The following is a 16,999-nucleotide window of genomic DNA, read 5'->3' as shown; positions in this document are numbered from 1 at the left end:
TCAGATGAATAATGAAGTGCTAACCCCTGTCGCGATCAAGGACGCCCAGGCAGTCCCCGAAGAGATGATGCAGACCCCGCCGGACCTGCCCGAGGTTGCCGAGCCTGTGGTCGAAGCCACCGCCCCGGCCGCAGCGCCTGCCCCGGCCATCGCCGTACCGAGCCTGGACGACAGCAGCCTGTACATTCATCGCGAACTTTCGCAGCTGCAATTCAACATCCGCGTGCTGGAGCAGGCGCTGGACGAGTCGTATCCGCTGCTCGAACGCCTCAAGTTCCTGCTGATCTTCTCCAGCAACCTCGACGAGTTCTTCGAGATCCGCGTCGCCGGCCTGAAGAAGCAGATCAACTTTGCCCGTGAGCTGGCCGGCGCCGACGGCTTGCAGCCGCACCAGGCCCTGGCACGCATCAGCGAGTTGGTGCACTTCGAGGTGGAGCGCCAGTACGCGATTCTCAATGACGTGCTGCTGCCGGAGCTGGAAAAACACGCGATCCGCTTCATCCGCCGCCGTTATTGGACGCCCAAGCTCAAGACCTGGGTGCGCCGCTACTTCCGCGACGAGATCGCACCGATCATCACCCCGATCGGCCTGGACCCGACCCACCCGTTCCCGTTGCTGGTGAACAAGAGCCTGAACTTCATCGTCGAGCTCGAGGGTGTGGATGCTTTCGGCCGCGACTCTGGCTTGGCGATCATCCCGGCCCCGCGCCTGTTGCCACGGGTGATTCGTGTGCCTGAAGAGGTCGGCGGCCCTGGTGCCAACTATGTCTTCCTGTCGTCGATGATCCATGCCCACGCCGATGATCTGTTCCAGGGGATGAAGGTCAAGGGTTGCTACCAGTTCCGCCTGACCCGTAACGCTGACCTGGCGCTGGATTCGGAGGAGGTCGACGACCTGGCCCGGGCCCTGCGCGGTGAGCTGTTCTCGCGCCGCTACGGTGATGCGGTGCGCCTGGAGGTGGCCGATACCTGTCCGAAACACCTGTCGGACTATCTGTTGAAGCAGTTCAGCTTGAGCGAGAGCGAGCTCTACCAGGTCAATGGCCCGGTCAACCTGACCCGCCTGTTCAGCATCACAGGCCTGGACAGCCACCCAGAGCTGCAATACACGCCGTTCACCCCGGCAATTCCCAAGCTGCTGCAAAATGCCGACAACATCTTCAGTGTCATCGGCAAGCAGGACATTCTGCTGATGCACCCGTTCGAGTCGTTCACTCCCGTGATCGACCTGCTGCGCCAGGCTGCCAAGGACCCGCACGTGCTTGCGGTACGCCAGACGCTGTACCGCTCCGGGGCCAACTCGGAAATCGTCGACGCCTTGGTGGATGCAGCGCGTAACGGTAAAGAGGTCACTGCGGTGATCGAGCTGCGCGCACGCTTTGACGAAGAGTCCAACTTGCAGATGGCCAGCCGTCTGCAAGCGGCCGGTGCGGTGGTGATCTACGGCGTGGTCGGCTTCAAGACCCACGCCAAGATGATGCTGATCCTGCGCCGCGAGCAGGGCGAGATCGTGCGCTATGCGCATCTGGGTACCGGTAACTACCATGCCGGGAACGCGCGGCTGTACACCGACTACAGTCTGCTGACCTCTGACGACGCCCTCACCGAAGACGTCGGCAAGCTATTCAGCCAGCTGATCGGCATGGGCAAGACCTTGCGCATGAAAAAACTGCTGCATGCGCCGTTCACCCTGAAAAAAGGCATGCTCGACATGATCGCCCGGGAGACTCAGTTCGCCCTGGACGGCAAACCTGCGCACATCATCGCCAAGTTCAACTCGTTGACCGATGCCAAGGTCATCAAAGCGTTGTACAAGGCCAGCCAATCGGGCGTGAAGATCGACCTGGTGGTGCGCGGCATGTGCTGCCTGCGCCCAGGTATCGCGGGGGTTTCCCACAACATACAGGTGCGCTCGATTATTGGCCGCTTCCTTGAGCACACGCGGGTGTTCTACTTCCTCAACGGCGGCGAGGAACAAATCTACCTGTCCAGCGCCGACTGGATGGAGCGCAACCTCGACAAGCGCGTCGAGACCTGCTTCCCGGTCGAGGGCAAGAAACTGCTGTTGCGGGTGAAGAAGGAGCTGGAAGGCTACCTGACCGACAACACCCATGCTTGGACCTTGCAGCCCGACGGGCGCTATGTGCGTAGCACCCCGACCGGCAACCAGAACCCGCGCAGCGTTCAGGCGACCCTGCTGGAGCGCCTGAGCAACCCGGTCCTCAACGTACGCTGAGGACGAAGCCGACCCGGGTCAGCCACTGCGCCTCGTTGGCGAAGTCGGCCTGGGTCAGCTGGTTCTGTTCCAGCCAGCCTTCGGGGAACACCACCTCAAGGCTGTCTTCATCCGCTTTGAGCTGTACCTTCGGCATCTGTTGAGTTCCCCGGATGTGGTGGAACAGGATGGCGAAGCGCAGCAGCACGCACAGGCGCAGCAACTTGACGCCCTCATCGCCGAGTTCCACGAACTTGTCTTTGGGGATGTTGCGGCGGTGGCCGCGCACCAGCAGGGCCATCATTTGTTGATCTTCCCGCGAAAAGCCTGCCAGGTCGGAATGCTCGACTAGATAGGCGCCGTGCTTGTGGTAGTGATAATGGGCAATATCCAGGCCGATTTCGTGAATTTTGGCCGCCCAACTGAGAAGATCCCGCCAATTACCCTCATTCAGGTCCCACTGCGCGGCGACTTGGTCAAACGCATGCAAGGCTTTGCGCTCGACCCGCGCGGCCTGGCCGTGGTCGACGTGGTACCGCTCCATCAGCGAGTTCAGGGTGCGTTCGCGCACGTCTTCATGGTGATGGCGGCCCAACAGATCGAACAGCACGCCTTCACGCAGTGCGCCGTCGCAGTGGTCCATGCGTTGCAGTTCCAGGGCATCGAAGATCGCTTCGAGAATCGCCAGGCCCGCCGGGAAAATGGTGCGCCGATCTGGTTTGACGCCTTCGAAGTCGATCTTGTCGGCTTCGCCCAGCTTGAACAGCTTGCGTTTGACCCAAGCCAGGCCTTCGGCATTGACCTCACCATTGCCCAGGCCTGCAGCCTTGATCGCAGCGCCGATGGCGCGGATGGTGCCGGATGAACCGATGGCCTCGTCCCAGGTCAGGCGGTGCAGGCCGTTCTCGATGCTCATCAGCTCCAGGCGTGCAGCGGTGTAGGCCTGGGCGTAGCGTGCCGGGGTGATCTTGCCGTCGCGGAAGTAGCGCTGGGTGAAACTCACGCAGCCCATCTGCAGGCTTTCGCGCAGCAGCGGCTCGAAGCGCTGGCCGATGATGAACTCGGTACTGCCGCCGCCGATGTCGGCGACCAGGCGCTTGCCGGGGTTGTCGGCCAGCGTGTGCGAAACGCCCAGGTAGATCAGGCGCGCCTCTTCACGCCCGGAGATGACTTCCACCGGGTGGCCGAGGATAGCTTCGGCGCGCTGGATGAATACGTTGCGGTTACGCGCTTCTCGCAGGGCATTGGTGCCAACGATGCGCACTGAGCCTGCCGGCATGCCGTTGATCAGCTGGGCAAAACGCTTCAGGCATTCCAGGCCACGTTCCATGGCTTCTTCACTGAGCCTGCGCTCTTCGTCGATGCCAGCGGCAAGCTGAACCTTTTCGCCCAGCCGCTCGAGAATGCGGATCTCAGTATGGTGGGCCTTGGCCACGACCATGTGAAAGCTATTGGAGCCCAGGTCGATGGCGGCGATCAGAGACAGGTTCTTCGCGGAAGTTTGCGGCATTCTGTGTGTTCTCGGTCGGTAACCCGGCAATCGTGCCACGATCCTTGGCTTACGCCAACGCGCACTGCGCCGGGCCTTGATGCAAGGCAATTTGCCATTCGATGCTATGACACTCGTGTGACAGTTTCGATTCGAGTGGTCTTGCACAACTATAGTTACACTCAATCGTCCGTGGCTTCCTGTAGGGCTTGGGTGCAGCTATCATGGGCCACGTTTTTTGCTTACGACCCTGGAGATATCCATGAGCAGCGATCTGATCAAACACGTCACCGACGCCACCTTCGAAGCCGAAGTCCTGCAGGCTCAAGGCCCGGTGCTGGTCGACTACTGGGCTGAATGGTGCGGTCCATGCAAGATGATCGCTCCGGTTCTGGACGACATCGCCGGCACCTACGAGGGCAAACTGACCGTCGCCAAGCTCAACATCGACGACAACCAGGAAACCCCGGCCAAGCACGGCGTGCGTGGCATTCCTACCCTGATGCTGTTCAAGAACGGCAACGTCGAAGCCACCAAGGTAGGCGCGTTGTCCAAATCGCAGCTGGCCGCGTTCCTCGACGCCCACCTGTGATGTGATGGAAAAAGCCCCGCAAATGCGGGGCTTTTCTTTTTCAGAGCACTAGACGCAGAAAAAAGCAAGTGTTACATTCGGCCTCGCACTGCTTCTCCAGTGCCCTCTGCATGCCGTCGCCGAAGCATCCCTAATTCGAATCAGTACGCGATCCTGTCGCCATCTAGCGGCGCGGCCTCATTAAGCCAAAGCTTAATTCTCCCTTCTTACATGATTACGTCATTCCCCTTATGAACCTGACTGAACTCAAGCAAAAGCCGATTACCGATCTTTTGGAAATGGCCGAACAGATGGGCATCGAAAACATGGCCCGTTCGCGCAAACAGGACGTGATTTTCGCCCTGCTGAAGAAGCATGCGAAGAGCGGCGAAGAGATCTCGGGTGACGGCGTGCTGGAGATTCTCCAGGATGGTTTCGGTTTCCTGCGTTCTGCTGATGCGTCCTACCTGGCCGGCCCCGATGACATCTACGTCTCGCCAAGCCAGATCCGCCGTTTCAACCTGCGTACCGGCGACACCATCGTCGGCAAGATCCGCCCACCCAAAGAAGGGGAGCGCTACTTCGCCCTGCTGAAGGTCGACACCATCAACTTCGACCGTCCGGAAAACGCGAAGAACAAGATCCTGTTCGAGAACCTGACGCCGCTGTTCCCCAACAAGCGTCTGAAGATGGAAGCCGGTAACGGCTCCACCGAAGACCTCACCGGCCGCGTCATCGACCTGTGCGCCCCGATCGGCAAAGGCCAGCGTGGCCTGATCGTTGCTCCGCCAAAAGCCGGTAAGACGATCATGCTGCAGAACATCGCGGCGAACATCACTCGTAACAACCCTGAGTGCCACCTGATTGTCCTGCTGATCGACGAGCGCCCGGAAGAAGTGACCGAAATGCAGCGCACCGTGCGCGGCGAAGTGGTCGCCTCGACCTTCGACGAGCCGCCAACCCGCCACGTGCAGGTTGCCGAAATGGTCATCGAGAAGGCCAAGCGCCTGGTCGAGCACAAAAAGGATGTGGTCATCCTGCTGGACTCCATCACCCGCCTGGCCCGTGCCTACAACACCGTGATCCCAAGCTCCGGCAAGGTGCTGACCGGTGGTGTCGATGCCCATGCGCTGGAGAAGCCCAAGCGCTTCTTCGGCGCCGCGCGAAACATCGAAGAAGGTGGCTCGCTGACCATCATCGCCACCGCGCTGGTAGAAACCGGCTCGAAGATGGATGAGGTGATCTACGAAGAGTTCAAGGGTACTGGCAACATGGAGCTGCCTCTGGACCGTCGTATCGCCGAGAAGCGTGTGTTCCCGGCCATCAACATCAACCGCTCCGGTACCCGCCGCGAAGAGCTGCTCACCGCTGATGATGAGCTGCAGCGCATGTGGATCCTGCGTAAGCTGCTGCACCCGATGGACGAGATCGCGGCTATCGAGTTCCTGGTCGACAAGCTCAAGCAGACCAAGACCAACGACGAGTTCTTCCTGTCGATGAAGCGCAAGTAAGCTTACGTTTCAGGCATTGAATGGGGCTGCTGCGCAGCCCTTCGCGGGTGATCCCGCTCTTGCAGCGATAGCACCAGGCCAACTGCCGGTGCCTACCTTGCGGGGGCGGGTCACCGGCGAAGGGTCGCGAAGCGGCCCCAAGTCATTTTTGGCCATTGAATGCTGAACGGCGCTACACTCTGCAACCCCGACCGATACGGCCAACACGAGGCTCAAGCATGCAGTATCGCGACTTGCGCGACTTCATTCGTGGCCTGGAGCAGCGCGGTGAACTCAAGCGCATCCAGGTTCCGATTTCCCCTGTACTGGAAATGACCGAGGTCTGCGACCGCACCCTGCGCGCTAAGGGCCCGGCGTTGCTATTCGAAAAGCCCACTGGCTTCGACATCCCTGTCCTGGGCAACCTGTTCGGCACGCCTGAGCGCGTGGCCATGGGCATGGGCGCCGAGTCGGTCGACGAGCTGCGCGAAATCGGCAAGTTGCTGGCCTTCCTCAAAGAGCCCGAACCGCCAAAAGGCCTGAAAGACGCCTGGTCGAAGCTGCCGATCTTCAAGAAAGTCGTGTCGATGGCGCCCAAGGTGATCAAAGACGCGGTATGCCAGGAAGTGGTGGTCGAGGGCGATGATGTCGACCTCGGCCAACTGCCCATTCAGCACTGCTGGCCAGGCGACGTGGCGCCGCTGATCACCTGGGGTCTGACCGTTACCCGTGGGCCAAACAAGGACCGCCAGAACCTGGGCATTTACCGCCAGCAGGTGATCGGCCGTAACAAGGTGATCATGCGTTGGCTGAGCCACCGTGGCGGTGCGCTGGATTATCGCGAGTGGTGCGAAAAGAACCCAGGCCAGCCGTTCCCCGTGGCGGTGGCGCTTGGCGCTGACCCAGCGACCATTTTGGGCGCCGTGACACCGGTGCCAGATACGCTGTCCGAATACGCGTTCGCTGGCCTGTTACGCGGCAACCGCACCGAACTGGTCAAGTGCCGAGGCAGTAACCTGCAGGTACCGGCTACCGCCGAAATCATCCTCGAAGGCGTAATTCACCCGGGCGAAATGGCCCCTGAAGGTCCCTATGGCGACCACACCGGGTACTACAACGAGGTGGACAGCTTCCCGGTATTCACCGTCGAGCGCATCACTCATCGGCAAAAACCGATCTACCACAGCACCTACACCGGCCGGCCACCGGATGAACCTGCCATTTTGGGTGTGGCTCTGAACGAAGTGTTCGTACCCATTCTGCAAAAGCAGTTCCCGGAGATCGTCGACTTCTACCTGCCGCCTGAGGGTTGCTCGTACCGCATGGCGGTTGTGACCATGAAAAAGCAGTATCCAGGCCACGCCAAGCGCGTGATGCTGGGTGTGTGGTCGTTCCTGCGACAGTTCATGTACACCAAATTCGTTATCGTCACCGACGATGACATCAACGCCCGCGACTGGAACGATGTGATCTGGGCTATCACCACGCGCATGGACCCCAAGCGTGATACGGTGATGATCGACAACACCCCGATCGACTACCTGGATTTCGCATCCCCGGTATCGGGGCTGGGGTCGAAGATGGGCCTGGACGCCACACACAAGTGGCCGGGCGAGACTACACGCGAATGGGGCCGAGTCATCGTCAAGGACGAGGCCGTCACCCGCCGCATCGATGAGCTGTGGGATCAATTGGGAATAAATTGATGCAGGTAACGTTGCAGCCGTCCGGGGCGGTGCTGGCGCTAGAACCCGGGGAAAGGATTCTGGATGGAGCGCGGCGGCTGGGCTATGACTGCCCGAACAGCTGTCGCAATGGCAATTGCCACGTCTGCGCCGCATTGCTGGTCGAAGGGCGCGTGCGCCAGGAGGGCCAAGTCCGCGACCACGGCGAGTTGTTCACCTGTATCGCCGAACCCTTGGAGGACTGTGTGTTGCTCTGGGACGGTGTGCTTGCCTTGGGCGAGCTGCCGGTGCGCAAGCTGGCGTGCAGCGTGAGCGAGTGCGTTCAAGTCGGTGGCGATGTGTGGCGCGTTCGCCTGCTAGCACCGGCCGGCAGACCGCCGCGCTATCATGCCGGGCAGTACCTGATGATCGAGCGCGAGGGCGGCAAGCAGGCGGCGTTTTCGCTGGCTTCTGCGCCGCATTGCGGGCGCGAGCTTGAGCTGCACGTGCTGGGTCGTGAAACCAGTGCGTTGCAGTTGCTGGAGCAACTTCAGCGAGAGCGGGTGGCGCGCATCGAACTGCCCTTTGGCGATACTCACTTGGCCGAGTTGCCTGACGGGCCACTGGTGCTGATAGCCGCAGGTACCGGCATGGGGCAGATGCACAGCCTGGTCGAGCATTGCCGCGCTCAGGGCTTCAAGCACCCGGTACACCTGTACTGGGGGGTACGTCGGCCGGAGGACTTCTATACCATCGAACACTGGGCCGAATGGGAGCGTTTGCCCAACTTGTTCCTGCACAAGGTGGTCAGTGACCTGTGCGGCTGGGAAGGGCGCTGCGGCATGCTGCACGAAGCGGTCTGTGAGGACGTCAAGGATCTCAACACCGTGCATGTGTATGCCAGTGGTTCGCCGAACATGGTCTACGCCACGCTCGATGCGCTGGTAGAGGCGGGTATGGATGCCCACCGCATGCGTGCCGATGTATTCGCCTATGCCCCACGCGGCTAATTACCCAAGTTGCAACTAGTGGGTATAAGGCGGTAATTGTTACCGCCTGAGCCACTAACTTTCAACGCATCCTCAACACTAACTCCCAGTCGTCGGAACCCTGCGTGAAACTTGCGCCCGAGGGCTTGAGCATTCTGTCAGTTCTATCCTATGGTTAGTGCAAGCGCCCTTGGCGCGGCGGCGCAGAGCGTCTGTTACATGTCTTTGGCTACGTGTGTAGCACTCGGGGAATAATGGCGGCAGCTTATGTCGGCACTTGAAAGTTTGTCTTGGGGAATCACTTATCCTCCGGCGCTGGACTTTGGCCAGCAATTGTCCCGTGAGCAACTGCTCAACTCCATGCAGATGACCATGTCTCGCCATGAAGGCGGTCCTGTGTGGTTGTTTGCCTACGGTTCACTGATCTGGCGACCGGAGTGTCAGTCCGTCGAGCGGCAGCGGGCCCGCGTACATGGGTATCACCGTGGGTTGTACTTGTGGTCCCATGAGCATCGCGGCACCCCGGAAACGCCCGGCCTGGTGTTCGGCCTGGACCGCGGCGGATCTTGCAGCGGGTTCGCTTATCGTCTGGAGGACAGCAACCTCGATGAGTCGCTGATGGCGCTGTGGCAACGGGAAATGCCCTATCCGGCCTACCGGCCGCACTGGCTAAGCTGCAGGCTGGATGATGGCAGCAAAGTGCAGGCGCTGGGCTTCGTCCTGGAGCGGCACTTGCCTTGCTATGCGGGAAACCTGCCGGACACCTTGCTCAGCCAGATTCTGGCCAGTGCCAAAGGGCGTTATGGTACGACTAAAGATTATGTCGAACAGACCCTCAATGCGCTGCGCAGCCACCAGATGCCCGATCGCAATCTGGAGGCCCGGTTCAGGCGCTGCCATAACCTGCACGAACCTATTCGCGGCTAAGGCCGCGCCCACCGGCTTGGCGCTCACCCCAAGCCATGTGCAACGCTCGTGGGACCGGGTTCACCCGCGAAGAGGCCGGGCCTGCATTACTTGGCCAGCACCACCAACTTACCGACGGCCTTGCGCTGCGCCAATGCTTCGATCGCCGCCCCGGCCTCAGCCAGTGGATAGGTTTTCGACACCAGGGGCTTCAACTTGCCCTCGGCATGCCAAGCGAACAGCTGTCGGAAATTTGCTGCATTGTCCTCCGGCTGGCGCTGGGCAAACGCACCCCAGAACACCCCAAGCACTGCTGCCCCTTTGAGCAGCACCAGGTTTGCCGCCATTTGCGGGATCGTCCCGCTGGCAAACCCGACCACCAATAACCGTCCCTGCCATGCAAGGCCGCGCACGGCTTGGTCGAACAGTTCGCCACCGACCGGGTCGTAAATCACGTCGGCGCCCTGGCCGCCTGTCAGACGCTTGATCTCGTCCTTCAGGCTCGCCTGGCTATAGTCGATCAATTCGTCAGCTCCGGCAGCTTTGGCAATGGCAAGCTTCTCGGCGCTGCTGGCCGCTGCGATCACCCTCGCGCCCATGGCCTTGCCAATTTCCACCGCTGCCAGGCCGACACCACCAGAGGCGCCCAACACCAACAGGGTTTCCCCAGGCTGCAACTGGCCACGCTGCTTGAGCGCGTGCATCGAGGTGCCGTAGGTCATGCCAAAGGCCGCAGCGGTGGCGAAATCCATGTGCTCGGGGATCGGCATGACGTTATAGAACGGGACCGCCACCTGTTCGGCGAATGCCCCCCAGCCGGTCAGAGCCATTACCCGGTCGCCCACTTTGAAGCTGCCGGCTTTTTCGCCCACTGCCGAAATCACGCCTGCGGCCTCACCGCCAGGTGAGAATGGCAAGGGCGGTTGGAACTGGTATTTCCCTTCGATGATCAGCGTGTCGGGGAAATTGACCCCGGCAGCGTGTACATCGAGCAGGATCTCATTCTTCTTCGGTACCGGGCTGGTTGCGTCTTCCAGTACCAGGTCGCGAGCCGGGCCGAGGGTTTTGCACAACACCGCTTTCATCGGGACTATTCCTTTGCGTGTAGTGGCCGATAAGTGTAGGAGGGCAGCTTGCCGGGTCAACGAGCATGCTCGGCCCTGATGGGTCGGCATAAGCCCGGGCTTGGGTTTGCCAAGCATGCTGGGTAAGCTGGCGCCAACTGTTTCTAGGAGCGAATTCGTGAAAGCGTGGATCTTGATGGTACTGGCGCTGATGCTGCCAGCAGCGGCCATGGCCGAGGAAGCCAAGGAAGGGGAGCCGAAGGTTGCCTACATAACCCTCACCCCGCCCTTCGTCGGCAACTACGCCCTCGATGGTGGCCCTAAGCTTCGCGTGTACAAGGCCGATGTAGCCCTGCGCGTGACGGGTGATACAGCGGCAGCTGCGGTCAAACATCATGAACCGCTGATCCGTAACCAACTGGTGGCACTGTTCACTCAGCAAACCGTGGAAAGCATGAGCAACGTCGATGCCAAGGAAAAGCTGCGCCAAGAGGCGTTGAAGCAAGTGCAGCAGGTGATGGAGGCCGAAGAGGGAAAGCCAATCGTCGAAGACCTGCTGTTCAATAACTTGATTGTGCAGTAATGATTTTGGCGCTAGCAATCTAGAGGCTGTAAGCCCGGCGCGCCCCCCGCGCCGAGCTCGCTCGCAAAGCCCCCTAAGGCTTTTGAGTCGAACTCAACTGGCCAGTTTAATGATGGCCGCCCATTGCGCTTCGGTCACTGGCATCACCGACAACCGTGTGCCTTTTTGAACCAGCGGTAGCTCCGCCAGCGCATCCTGCTGTTTCAGCAAGCCCAGCCCCAGCACCTTACCGAATGTCTTCACATGCGCTACGTCCACCGCGCTCCATGGATTCTTTTCTTGGTTGGCCTTGGCGTCGTAGTAATGGCTTTCTGGGTCGAGCGCCGTCGGGTCTGGGTAGGCGGCTGCGGTAATCCGGGCAATGCCGGCAATGCCCGGCTGCGGGCAACTGGAGTGGTAAAAGAAGAACTCATCGCCTACGCTCATGGCCCGTATGAAATTGCGCGCCTGGTAATTGCGAACGCCATCCCAGCGAGCCTCACCAAGGCGTCCCAGAGCCTCTATGGAAAGCTCATCGGGTTCGGACTTCATTAGCCAATAGGCCATGGATACTGCTCCTGAAAAGGTTTGAAATAACCTGTTGCATGAAACCGACGGCCGGCTGGCGTCAACGTTTGCGTGATGACTCAGGTTGTCGGAGAATGCGCCGATTTTAACGCTAGACGCTCCGGCGGCACCAAGAAGGTCGCCGAGCCTGAACGTATGCCTAGGGGGGCATTCTTCGATGAATCAACGCAAACCGGATCTACTCTGGATCCTGGTCTTCATCTTCGGTCTTGGCGTCGTCACCACTGGCTATGCCCAAGGGATCTGGGAACGCAAGCTGGATACCGCCTACCAGGCACCTGTGGACGCAGCCCCGCAAAGTCGCTGAATTCCAGTACTGCGCCACTCAGTGTGGCGCCAGGTACCAGTTGCGGTCGCTGACCGTGCCTTGCATCGGTACATCCCAACTGGCCTGCGCAAGTCGCTCGACCTTCTGGCACTCATGGGCCAGCCCCAGCAGCAGCGGTTTTTTCCAGCTCTTGCGACGTGCCTGGTAAGCCAGGCTGCGGTCGTAAAACCCTCCGCCCATGCCCAGCCGGCCGCCCACTTCATCGAAGCCGACCAACGGCAAGAGGATCAGGTCCAGCGCCCATATCGGCCGCTGGCGCCGGCGATCAGCCAAGGGCTCGGGTATGCGGAAGCGGTTGCGCTTGAGTTTCTCGCCCTGGTCGAAGCGCTGAAACACCATGCGCGTACGCGGCCAGGCATGCAGCACCGGCAGGTAGGTGCGCTTGCCTCGGCGCTGGGCCTCGCGCAACAGCAGGCGCGGGTCGATCTCACCGTCGTTGGGCAGGTACAGGGCGATATGCCGGGCGCGTCGGAACAACGGATGCTGCGCCAGCTGGCGATACAGGCCGCGTGAGGCCTTAAGCTGTTGAGCGGGGGTGAGGGCGCGGCGGGCGGTGCGAAGCAGGCGACGAAGCTGGGGGCGGGTGAGCGGCGCAGTTTCAGTCATGGCACTGGCTATCCCAGTTGTCGAATTGCCCAGCTGAACACTGGGCAAGAAGAATCAGGCTCCCCGATAAGACCGCTATCGGTGTAGCCCTTGAACCCGAAAGTTCAAGGTGGAGATTGCAGGGGGCGTTAAGGCTTTCCGTCGGGCGGACATGCACACCGGCCCCAGCGTGCAACCCCCGTGGTTGTGCGTATCGGCTCAGGGACATAACCGACTGGCGCATCCCCCAGGGAGTGGCGCCAGTATACCAATCTCAGCCGTTTTTGGTACCCGCATCGTCGGACAAAGCCTGATCGACCCGCTCCAGCAGGTCGCGCACCTGTTCACGGCTGGTGCCCGCGACCGGTGCAGCAGTCCGGTCGTCCTGGCGATGCAGCATCTCGTGGGTGATGTTCAACGCGGCCATGACCGCAATACGGTCGGCGCCGATCACCTTGCCGCTGCTACGGATCTCGCGCATCTTGCCATCCAGGTAGCGGGCTGCGCTGACCAGGTTGTTGCGCTCTTCCGGCGGGCAGATGATCGAGTACTCCTTGTCGAGGATCTGCACGGTGACGCTATTGCTTGAACTCATGAGTCTTGCTCCAGGGCCTTCAGGCGTAAAATCATCGACTCGACCTTGCGCTTGGCGATCTCGTTTTTTTCGATGAGGTGGGCGCGCTCCTCGCGCCAGGATTTTTCCTGAGCTACTAAGAGTGCATTTTGCCGTTTTAGTTGCTCGACGCGTTCAATCAGCAACTCGAACCGGCTCATCAGCGCTTGCAGGTCGTTCTCTTGCGTGGGTTGCACTCGCTTCGCTCCGTGGTGAATCACCCGTCGATGATGCCTGTCCCTGCGCAGCGGCGGCCAGTGCCGATAGTCTTGGCGCGCCTGCCGATGCTAGGATACAAGGCCTTCATTCTAGTCAAATGCGCCGTCTGGCGCCTAGCCGACCATGCCTAATACTCAATCGCCCTACGTTGCCTTCGCCATGCTGCTTTCGAGCAATGGTCACCCTGTAACCCCTGCCGAGCTGCACGGCCTGCTGATCGGGCGCAGCTGCGCCGGTGCCGGGTTCGATGCCGAGGCCTGGCTGGCCGATGCGGCCCAACTGCTGGAAACCGAACCTGGTGATAGCGTGCGCAATGCCCTGATCGGCCTGCAGGAGATGGTCAAAGGTGAACTGACCAGCGATGACATGGCGATCGTTCTGTTGCTGCCTGGCGACGATGCCGCGCTGGCTGACCGCGCCGAGGCCTTGGGCCAGTGGTGCCAGGGTTTCATCACAGGCTTTGGCCTGAACGCCGGTGGCAAGGACCTGTCTACCGAAGCCAAGGAAGTACTGCAGGACCTGGTGGCCATTTCCCAGGTTCAGGAAGCCTTGGAAGAGTCCGAAGACGGCGAAAGCGACTACATGGAAGTCATGGAATACCTGCGCGTAGCGCCGCTTTTGCTGTATTCGGAACTGGCCGCGCCCGCCGCGCCAGCGCCAAAACCTTCGCTGCACTGATCAACTGGGGGTAGTTGTGCCCATGAGCCGCATACCCAAGGCCGAATATGCCCGTCGGCGCAAGGCGCTGATGGCGCAGATGGTCCCCAACAGCATTGCCATTCTACCGGCTGCTGCGCTGGCCATTCGTAACCGCGATGTCGAGCATGTGTATCGCCAGGACAGCGATTTTCAGTACCTCAGTGGCTTTCCCGAGCCGGAGGCAGTGATCGCATTGATCCCTGGGCGTGAGCATGGCGAATATGTGCTGTTCTGCCGCGAGCGCAACCCCGAGCGCGAGCTGTGGGATGGCCTGCGTGCCGGCCAGGAAGGCGCGATCCGTGACTTTGGCGCGGACGATGCCTTCCCGATCACCGACATAGACGAGATTCTGCCCGGCCTGATCGAAGGCCGTGAGCGGGTCTACAGCGCCATGGGCAGCAACCCTGAGTTCGACCGCCGGCTGATGGAGTGGATCAATGTGATCCGCTCCAAGGCACGCCTCGGCGCGCAGCCGCCGAACGAGTTCGTTGCGCTGGATCATCTGCTGCACGATATGCGCCTGTATAAATCGGCAGCGGAAGTGAAGGTGATGCGTGCCGCGGCAGAAATCTCCGCACGTGCCCATGTGCGGGCCATGCAAGCTTGCCGGGCCGGGTTGCACGAATTCAGCCTCGAAGCGGAGCTTGACTATGAGTTCCGCAAGGGCGGCGCGAAAATGCCTGCCTATGGCTCGATCGTCGCCGCTGGGCGCAATGGCTGTATCCTGCACTATCAGCAAAACGATGCTCCGCTCAAGGATGGCGACCTGGTGCTGATCGATGCTGGCTGCGAGATCGACTGCTACGCCAGCGACATCACCCGTACCTTCCCGGTCAGTGGGCAGTTTTCGCCCGAGCAGAAAGCCATCTATGAATTGGTGCTCAAGGCACAGGCTGCCGCGTTTGCCGAGATCGCCCCAGGCAAGCACTGGAACCACGCCCACGAGGCGACGGTAAGGGTCATCACCGAAGGCCTGGTGGCGCTGGGCTTGCTCAAGGGCCAGGTGCAGGCGCTGATCGACAGCGAGGCATACCGGGCCTTCTACATGCACCGTGCCGGGCATTGGCTGGGCATGGATGTGCATGATGTGGGGGAGTACAAGGTAGGTGGCCAGTGGCGGGTGCTGGAGCCCGGCATGGCGCTGACGGTCGAGCCAGGCATCTACATTGGTGCCGATAACCAAGCAGTCGCGAAGAAATGGCGCGGCATCGGCATCAGGATCGAAGATGACGTGGTAGTGACCAAGCAAGGCTGTGAAATTCTCACCTCGGGTGTGCCCCGCACGGTAGCCGAAATCGAGGCGCTGATGCAGGCCGCGCGTAAGGCTGCAGCATGAACCGAGTCAACCTGGCGATCATTGGCGGCGGGCTGGTTGGGGCGAGCCTGGCCCTGGCTCTGCAGGCCGGCGCCAAAGCCCGCGGCTGGAAGATTCTGCTGATCGAGCCGTTCGCTCCCGGCGACAGCTTTCAGCCAAGCTACGATGCACGTTCGTCGGCGCTGTCGTTCGGCACCCGGCAGATCTATCAGCACCTTGGCCTGTGGCAAACCATCAGCCCGCGGGCCGAACCTATTCGTCAGATCCAGGTTTCCGACCGTGGCCGCTTTGGCGCTACCCGCCTGGATGCCAACGAAGAGGGCGTGCCTGCCTTGGGTTATGTGGTGGAGAACGCCTGGCTCGGCCAATGCCTGTGGCAAGGCTTGGACCGCGAGGTGGTGAGCTGGCGTTGCCCGGCTGAGGTGAAAGCGATGCAGGCCATCGAGGGCGGCTACCGGCTGTTGCTCGACGATGACACCAGCCTGGAATGCGACCTTGCGGTGCTGGCCGATGGCGGGCGCTCGGGCCTGCGTGAGCAACTGGGTATTCATGTGCGTCGTACGCCGTATGAGCAGAGTGCGCTGATCGCCAACATCACCCCAGGCCAGGCCCATGGCGGGCAAGCCTTCGAGCGTTTCACCGAGCAGGGCCCGATGGCGCTGCTGCCGCTGCCTGACAACCGTTGCGCGCTGGTGTGGACGCGGCAAGGGATGGATGCCCGGCGCCTGGCCGATATCGACGAGCGCAGCTTCCTGCGCGAGCTGCAAGACGCTTTTGGCTACCGCCTGGGCGCTTTGCGCCAGGTCGGTGCCCGGCACCTCTACCCGTTGGCGTTGATCGAGGCCCAGGAGCAGGTGCGCCCGCACCTGGTGGTATTGGGCAACGCGGCGCATAGCCTGCACCCGATTGCCGGTCAGGGCTTCAACCTGTCGCTGCGAGACGTGCAGTCGCTGGCTGAGGCCTTGTTGGCCGGCCCCTCGCATCCGGGCGATCTGGCGAGCTTGCAGGGCTATCAACAGCGCCAGCGCTTCGATCAGGCCCTGACCATCGGCTTCTCCGATCAGGTCACCCGCCTGTTTGGCAGCAACCAGCCCGTGGTGGCGGCCGGGCGCAATATCGGCCTGCTCGGCCTTGACCTGCTGCCGCCGGCCAAAAGCTGGTTCGCCCGCCAGGCCATGGGCCTTGGTACGCGCTCTGACCAGCGGGGCCGCGCATGAGCAACCCGCGCCGGCTGGCACGCCGGGCTCGCATGCTGCGCTGGCTGCTGAACCTTTACCCGCCCTATCTGGGTGCCGGTATCCACATCCAGCACATCAGCCCAGACATGCGCAGCGTCAAGGTACGCATGAAACTGACTCGCTGGAACCGAAACTACGTCGGCACTCAGTTCGGCGGTAGCCTGTATTCGATGGTCGACCCGTTCTACATGCTGTTGCTGATCGAGCAGCTGGGCCGTGAGTACATCGTCTGGGACAAGGCCGCCAGTATCGATTTCATCGCGCCGGGCAAGGGCACGGTGTATGCCCAATTCCATGTCGATGACGCGCTGCTGAGCGAAATTCGCCAGCAGACCGCCAGCGGCAAGAAGTACCTGCCGCGTGTGCAGGTCGATGTCCGTGACGAAGCCGGTGAGCTGGTGGCACGGGTCGATAAAATCCTATACGTGCGGCTCAAGCCGCAAGCGAGGCAGGCGTAAGGCATG

Annotated in this window: 18 protein-coding genes and 1 other RNA gene; 12 read left to right on the top strand and 7 right to left on the bottom strand. The window is 61.2% G+C overall.

All coding sequences use genetic code 11. The features are described 5' to 3' along the window. The first annotated feature begins 4 nt into the window (after window positions 1-4). Complete coding sequence (ppk1, locus tag ACK59H_RS17175; protein WP_409264663.1) at window positions 5-2,236, top strand: polyphosphate kinase 1; 2,232 nt, start codon at window positions 5-7, stop codon at window positions 2,234-2,236. Here the strand turns inward: ppk1 and ppx are convergent. Further along, on the bottom strand, window positions 2,223-3,725 hold the full coding sequence (gene ppx, locus ACK59H_RS17170) for an exopolyphosphatase (RefSeq protein WP_060477189.1): 1,503 nt from the start codon (window positions 3,723-3,725) through the stop codon (window positions 2,223-2,225). The genes ppk1 and ppx overlap by 14 nt on opposite strands. Window positions 3,726-3,966: 241 nt before the next feature. Here ppx and trxA point away from each other — a divergent pair, with 241 nt between their 5' ends. From trxA to ACK59H_RS17145, 5 genes are all read left to right on the top strand, one after another. Continuing rightward, window positions 3,967-4,296 (top strand): thioredoxin TrxA, encoded by a 330-nt coding sequence (trxA, locus tag ACK59H_RS17165; protein WP_060477188.1) that lies wholly within the window; start codon window positions 3,967-3,969, stop codon window positions 4,294-4,296. 230 nt (window positions 4,297-4,526) lie between these two features. After that, entirely contained in the window at window positions 4,527-5,786 is a 1,260-nt protein-coding gene (rho, locus tag ACK59H_RS17160) for a transcription termination factor Rho (RefSeq protein WP_003253661.1), read from the top strand. A gap of 218 nt (window positions 5,787-6,004) precedes the next feature. Then, window positions 6,005-7,471: a 4-hydroxy-3-polyprenylbenzoate decarboxylase gene (gene ubiD / locus ACK59H_RS17155; RefSeq protein ID WP_060477187.1), complete on the top strand. Its 1,467-nt coding sequence runs from the start codon at window positions 6,005-6,007 to the stop codon at window positions 7,469-7,471. Beyond that, a complete protein-coding gene (locus ACK59H_RS17150; RefSeq protein WP_060477186.1) occupies window positions 7,471-8,439 on the top strand; it encodes a CDP-6-deoxy-delta-3,4-glucoseen reductase in 969 nt (322 codons plus the stop codon). Before ubiD ends, ACK59H_RS17150 begins: the two co-directional genes overlap by 1 nt. Before the next feature lie 246 nt (window positions 8,440-8,685). Then, window positions 8,686-9,345: a gamma-glutamylcyclotransferase gene (locus ACK59H_RS17145; protein WP_060477185.1), complete on the top strand. Its 660-nt coding sequence runs from the start codon at window positions 8,686-8,688 to the stop codon at window positions 9,343-9,345. An 86-nt stretch (window positions 9,346-9,431) separates the two neighbouring features. On the opposite strand, the gene ACK59H_RS17140 is transcribed toward ACK59H_RS17145, so the two are convergent. Continuing rightward, window positions 9,432-10,409, bottom strand: coding sequence for an NADPH:quinone oxidoreductase family protein (locus ACK59H_RS17140; RefSeq protein WP_060477184.1), 978 nt, complete (start codon window positions 10,407-10,409; stop codon window positions 9,432-9,434). Between the two features lie 157 nt (window positions 10,410-10,566). On the opposite strand from ACK59H_RS17140, the gene ACK59H_RS17135 reads away from it, so the two are divergent. Beyond that, complete coding sequence (locus ACK59H_RS17135) at window positions 10,567-10,971, top strand: flagellar basal body-associated protein FliL (protein WP_060477183.1); 405 nt, start codon at window positions 10,567-10,569, stop codon at window positions 10,969-10,971. A 93-nt stretch (window positions 10,972-11,064) separates the two neighbouring features. Here the strand turns inward: ACK59H_RS17135 and ACK59H_RS17130 are convergent, their stop codons facing one another. Then, window positions 11,065-11,517 (bottom strand): EVE domain-containing protein, encoded by a 453-nt coding sequence (locus tag ACK59H_RS17130; protein WP_060477182.1) that lies wholly within the window; start codon window positions 11,515-11,517, stop codon window positions 11,065-11,067. Window positions 11,518-11,695: 178 nt separating this feature from the next. On the opposite strand from ACK59H_RS17130, the gene ACK59H_RS17125 reads away from it, so the two are divergent. Next, window positions 11,696-11,845, top strand: a complete 150-nt coding sequence (locus tag ACK59H_RS17125) for a hypothetical protein (RefSeq protein WP_186476198.1) — start codon at window positions 11,696-11,698, stop codon at window positions 11,843-11,845. A gap of 18 nt (window positions 11,846-11,863) precedes the next feature. Here the strand turns inward: ACK59H_RS17125 and ACK59H_RS17120 are convergent, their stop codons facing one another. From ACK59H_RS17120 to ACK59H_RS17105, 4 genes are all read right to left on the bottom strand, one after another. Then, complete coding sequence (locus ACK59H_RS17120; protein ID WP_409264662.1) at window positions 11,864-12,472, bottom strand: 5-formyltetrahydrofolate cyclo-ligase; 609 nt, start codon at window positions 12,470-12,472, stop codon at window positions 11,864-11,866. A gap of 56 nt (window positions 12,473-12,528) precedes the next feature. Next, window positions 12,529-12,708, bottom strand: a non-coding RNA gene (gene ssrS / locus ACK59H_RS17115) — 6S RNA. Window positions 12,709-12,725: 17 nt separating this feature from the next. Beyond that, window positions 12,726-13,046, bottom strand: a complete 321-nt coding sequence (locus ACK59H_RS17110; RefSeq protein WP_060477180.1) for a cell division protein ZapA — start codon at window positions 13,044-13,046, stop codon at window positions 12,726-12,728. Next, window positions 13,043-13,225: a TIGR02449 family protein gene (locus ACK59H_RS17105; RefSeq protein WP_029886233.1), complete on the bottom strand. Its 183-nt coding sequence runs from the start codon at window positions 13,223-13,225 to the stop codon at window positions 13,043-13,045. The genes ACK59H_RS17110 and ACK59H_RS17105 overlap by 4 nt, the downstream gene beginning before the upstream one ends. Window positions 13,226-13,406: 181 nt before the next feature. Between ACK59H_RS17105 and ACK59H_RS17100 the strand changes: the two genes are divergently transcribed. Genes ACK59H_RS17100 through ACK59H_RS17085 form a run of 4 tightly spaced genes read left to right on the top strand, consistent with a single transcriptional unit; the run spans window position 13,407 to window position 16,993 of the window. Next, window positions 13,407-13,961, top strand: a complete 555-nt coding sequence (locus ACK59H_RS17100) for a YecA family protein (protein ID WP_060477179.1) — start codon at window positions 13,407-13,409, stop codon at window positions 13,959-13,961. Between the two features lie 22 nt (window positions 13,962-13,983). Continuing rightward, entirely contained in the window at window positions 13,984-15,318 is a 1,335-nt protein-coding gene (gene pepP / locus ACK59H_RS17095; RefSeq protein WP_060477178.1) for a Xaa-Pro aminopeptidase, read from the top strand. Next, window positions 15,315-16,514 (top strand): 2-octaprenyl-6-methoxyphenyl hydroxylase, encoded by a 1,200-nt coding sequence (gene ubiH, locus ACK59H_RS17090; protein ID WP_409264660.1) that lies wholly within the window; start codon window positions 15,315-15,317, stop codon window positions 16,512-16,514. The genes pepP and ubiH overlap by 4 nt, the downstream gene beginning before the upstream one ends. After that, window positions 16,511-16,993: a DUF4442 domain-containing protein gene (locus tag ACK59H_RS17085; protein ID WP_060477176.1), complete on the top strand. Its 483-nt coding sequence runs from the start codon at window positions 16,511-16,513 to the stop codon at window positions 16,991-16,993. The genes ubiH and ACK59H_RS17085 overlap by 4 nt, the downstream gene beginning before the upstream one ends. Window positions 16,994-16,999: the final 6 nt, after the last annotated feature.

The sequence above is a fragment of the Pseudomonas sp. KCJK9000 genome, from assembly GCF_046230725.1.
Lineage (GTDB): Bacteria > Pseudomonadota > Gammaproteobacteria > Pseudomonadales > Pseudomonadaceae > Aquipseudomonas > Aquipseudomonas promysalinigenes.
The sequence above is the reverse complement of the archived record's forward strand: the minus strand, read 5'-3'. Positions and strand labels throughout refer to the sequence as shown.

What these genes read in the sequence shown, in the direction of transcription:
- ppk1 (WP_409264663.1), top strand. Translation starts at nt 5, where the DNA reads ATGAATAATGAAGTGCTAACCCCTGTCGCGATCAAGGACGCCCAGGCA.
- ppx (WP_060477189.1), bottom strand. Translation starts at nt 3,725, where the DNA reads ATGCCGCAAACTTCCGCGAAGAACCTGTCTCTGATCGCCGCCATCGAC.
- trxA (WP_060477188.1), top strand. Translation starts at nt 3,967, where the DNA reads ATGAGCAGCGATCTGATCAAACACGTCACCGACGCCACCTTCGAAGCC.
- rho (WP_003253661.1), top strand. Translation starts at nt 4,527, where the DNA reads ATGAACCTGACTGAACTCAAGCAAAAGCCGATTACCGATCTTTTGGAA.
- ubiD (WP_060477187.1), top strand. Translation starts at nt 6,005, where the DNA reads ATGCAGTATCGCGACTTGCGCGACTTCATTCGTGGCCTGGAGCAGCGC.
- ACK59H_RS17150 (WP_060477186.1), top strand. Translation starts at nt 7,471, where the DNA reads ATGCAGGTAACGTTGCAGCCGTCCGGGGCGGTGCTGGCGCTAGAACCC.
- ACK59H_RS17145 (WP_060477185.1), top strand. Translation starts at nt 8,686, where the DNA reads ATGTCGGCACTTGAAAGTTTGTCTTGGGGAATCACTTATCCTCCGGCG.
- ACK59H_RS17140 (WP_060477184.1), bottom strand. Translation starts at nt 10,409, where the DNA reads ATGAAAGCGGTGTTGTGCAAAACCCTCGGCCCGGCTCGCGACCTGGTA.
- ACK59H_RS17130 (WP_060477182.1), bottom strand. Translation starts at nt 11,517, where the DNA reads ATGGCCTATTGGCTAATGAAGTCCGAACCCGATGAGCTTTCCATAGAG.
- ACK59H_RS17125 (WP_186476198.1), top strand. Translation starts at nt 11,696, where the DNA reads ATGAATCAACGCAAACCGGATCTACTCTGGATCCTGGTCTTCATCTTC.
- ACK59H_RS17120 (WP_409264662.1), bottom strand. Translation starts at nt 12,472, where the DNA reads ATGACTGAAACTGCGCCGCTCACCCGCCCCCAGCTTCGTCGCCTGCTT.
- ACK59H_RS17110 (WP_060477180.1), bottom strand. Translation starts at nt 13,046, where the DNA reads ATGAGTTCAAGCAATAGCGTCACCGTGCAGATCCTCGACAAGGAGTAC.
- ACK59H_RS17105 (WP_029886233.1), bottom strand. Translation starts at nt 13,225, where the DNA reads ATGAGCCGGTTCGAGTTGCTGATTGAACGCGTCGAGCAACTAAAACGG.
- ACK59H_RS17100 (WP_060477179.1), top strand. Translation starts at nt 13,407, where the DNA reads ATGCCTAATACTCAATCGCCCTACGTTGCCTTCGCCATGCTGCTTTCG.
- pepP (WP_060477178.1), top strand. Translation starts at nt 13,984, where the DNA reads ATGAGCCGCATACCCAAGGCCGAATATGCCCGTCGGCGCAAGGCGCTG.
- ubiH (WP_409264660.1), top strand. Translation starts at nt 15,315, where the DNA reads ATGAACCGAGTCAACCTGGCGATCATTGGCGGCGGGCTGGTTGGGGCG.
- ACK59H_RS17085 (WP_060477176.1), top strand. Translation starts at nt 16,511, where the DNA reads ATGAGCAACCCGCGCCGGCTGGCACGCCGGGCTCGCATGCTGCGCTGG.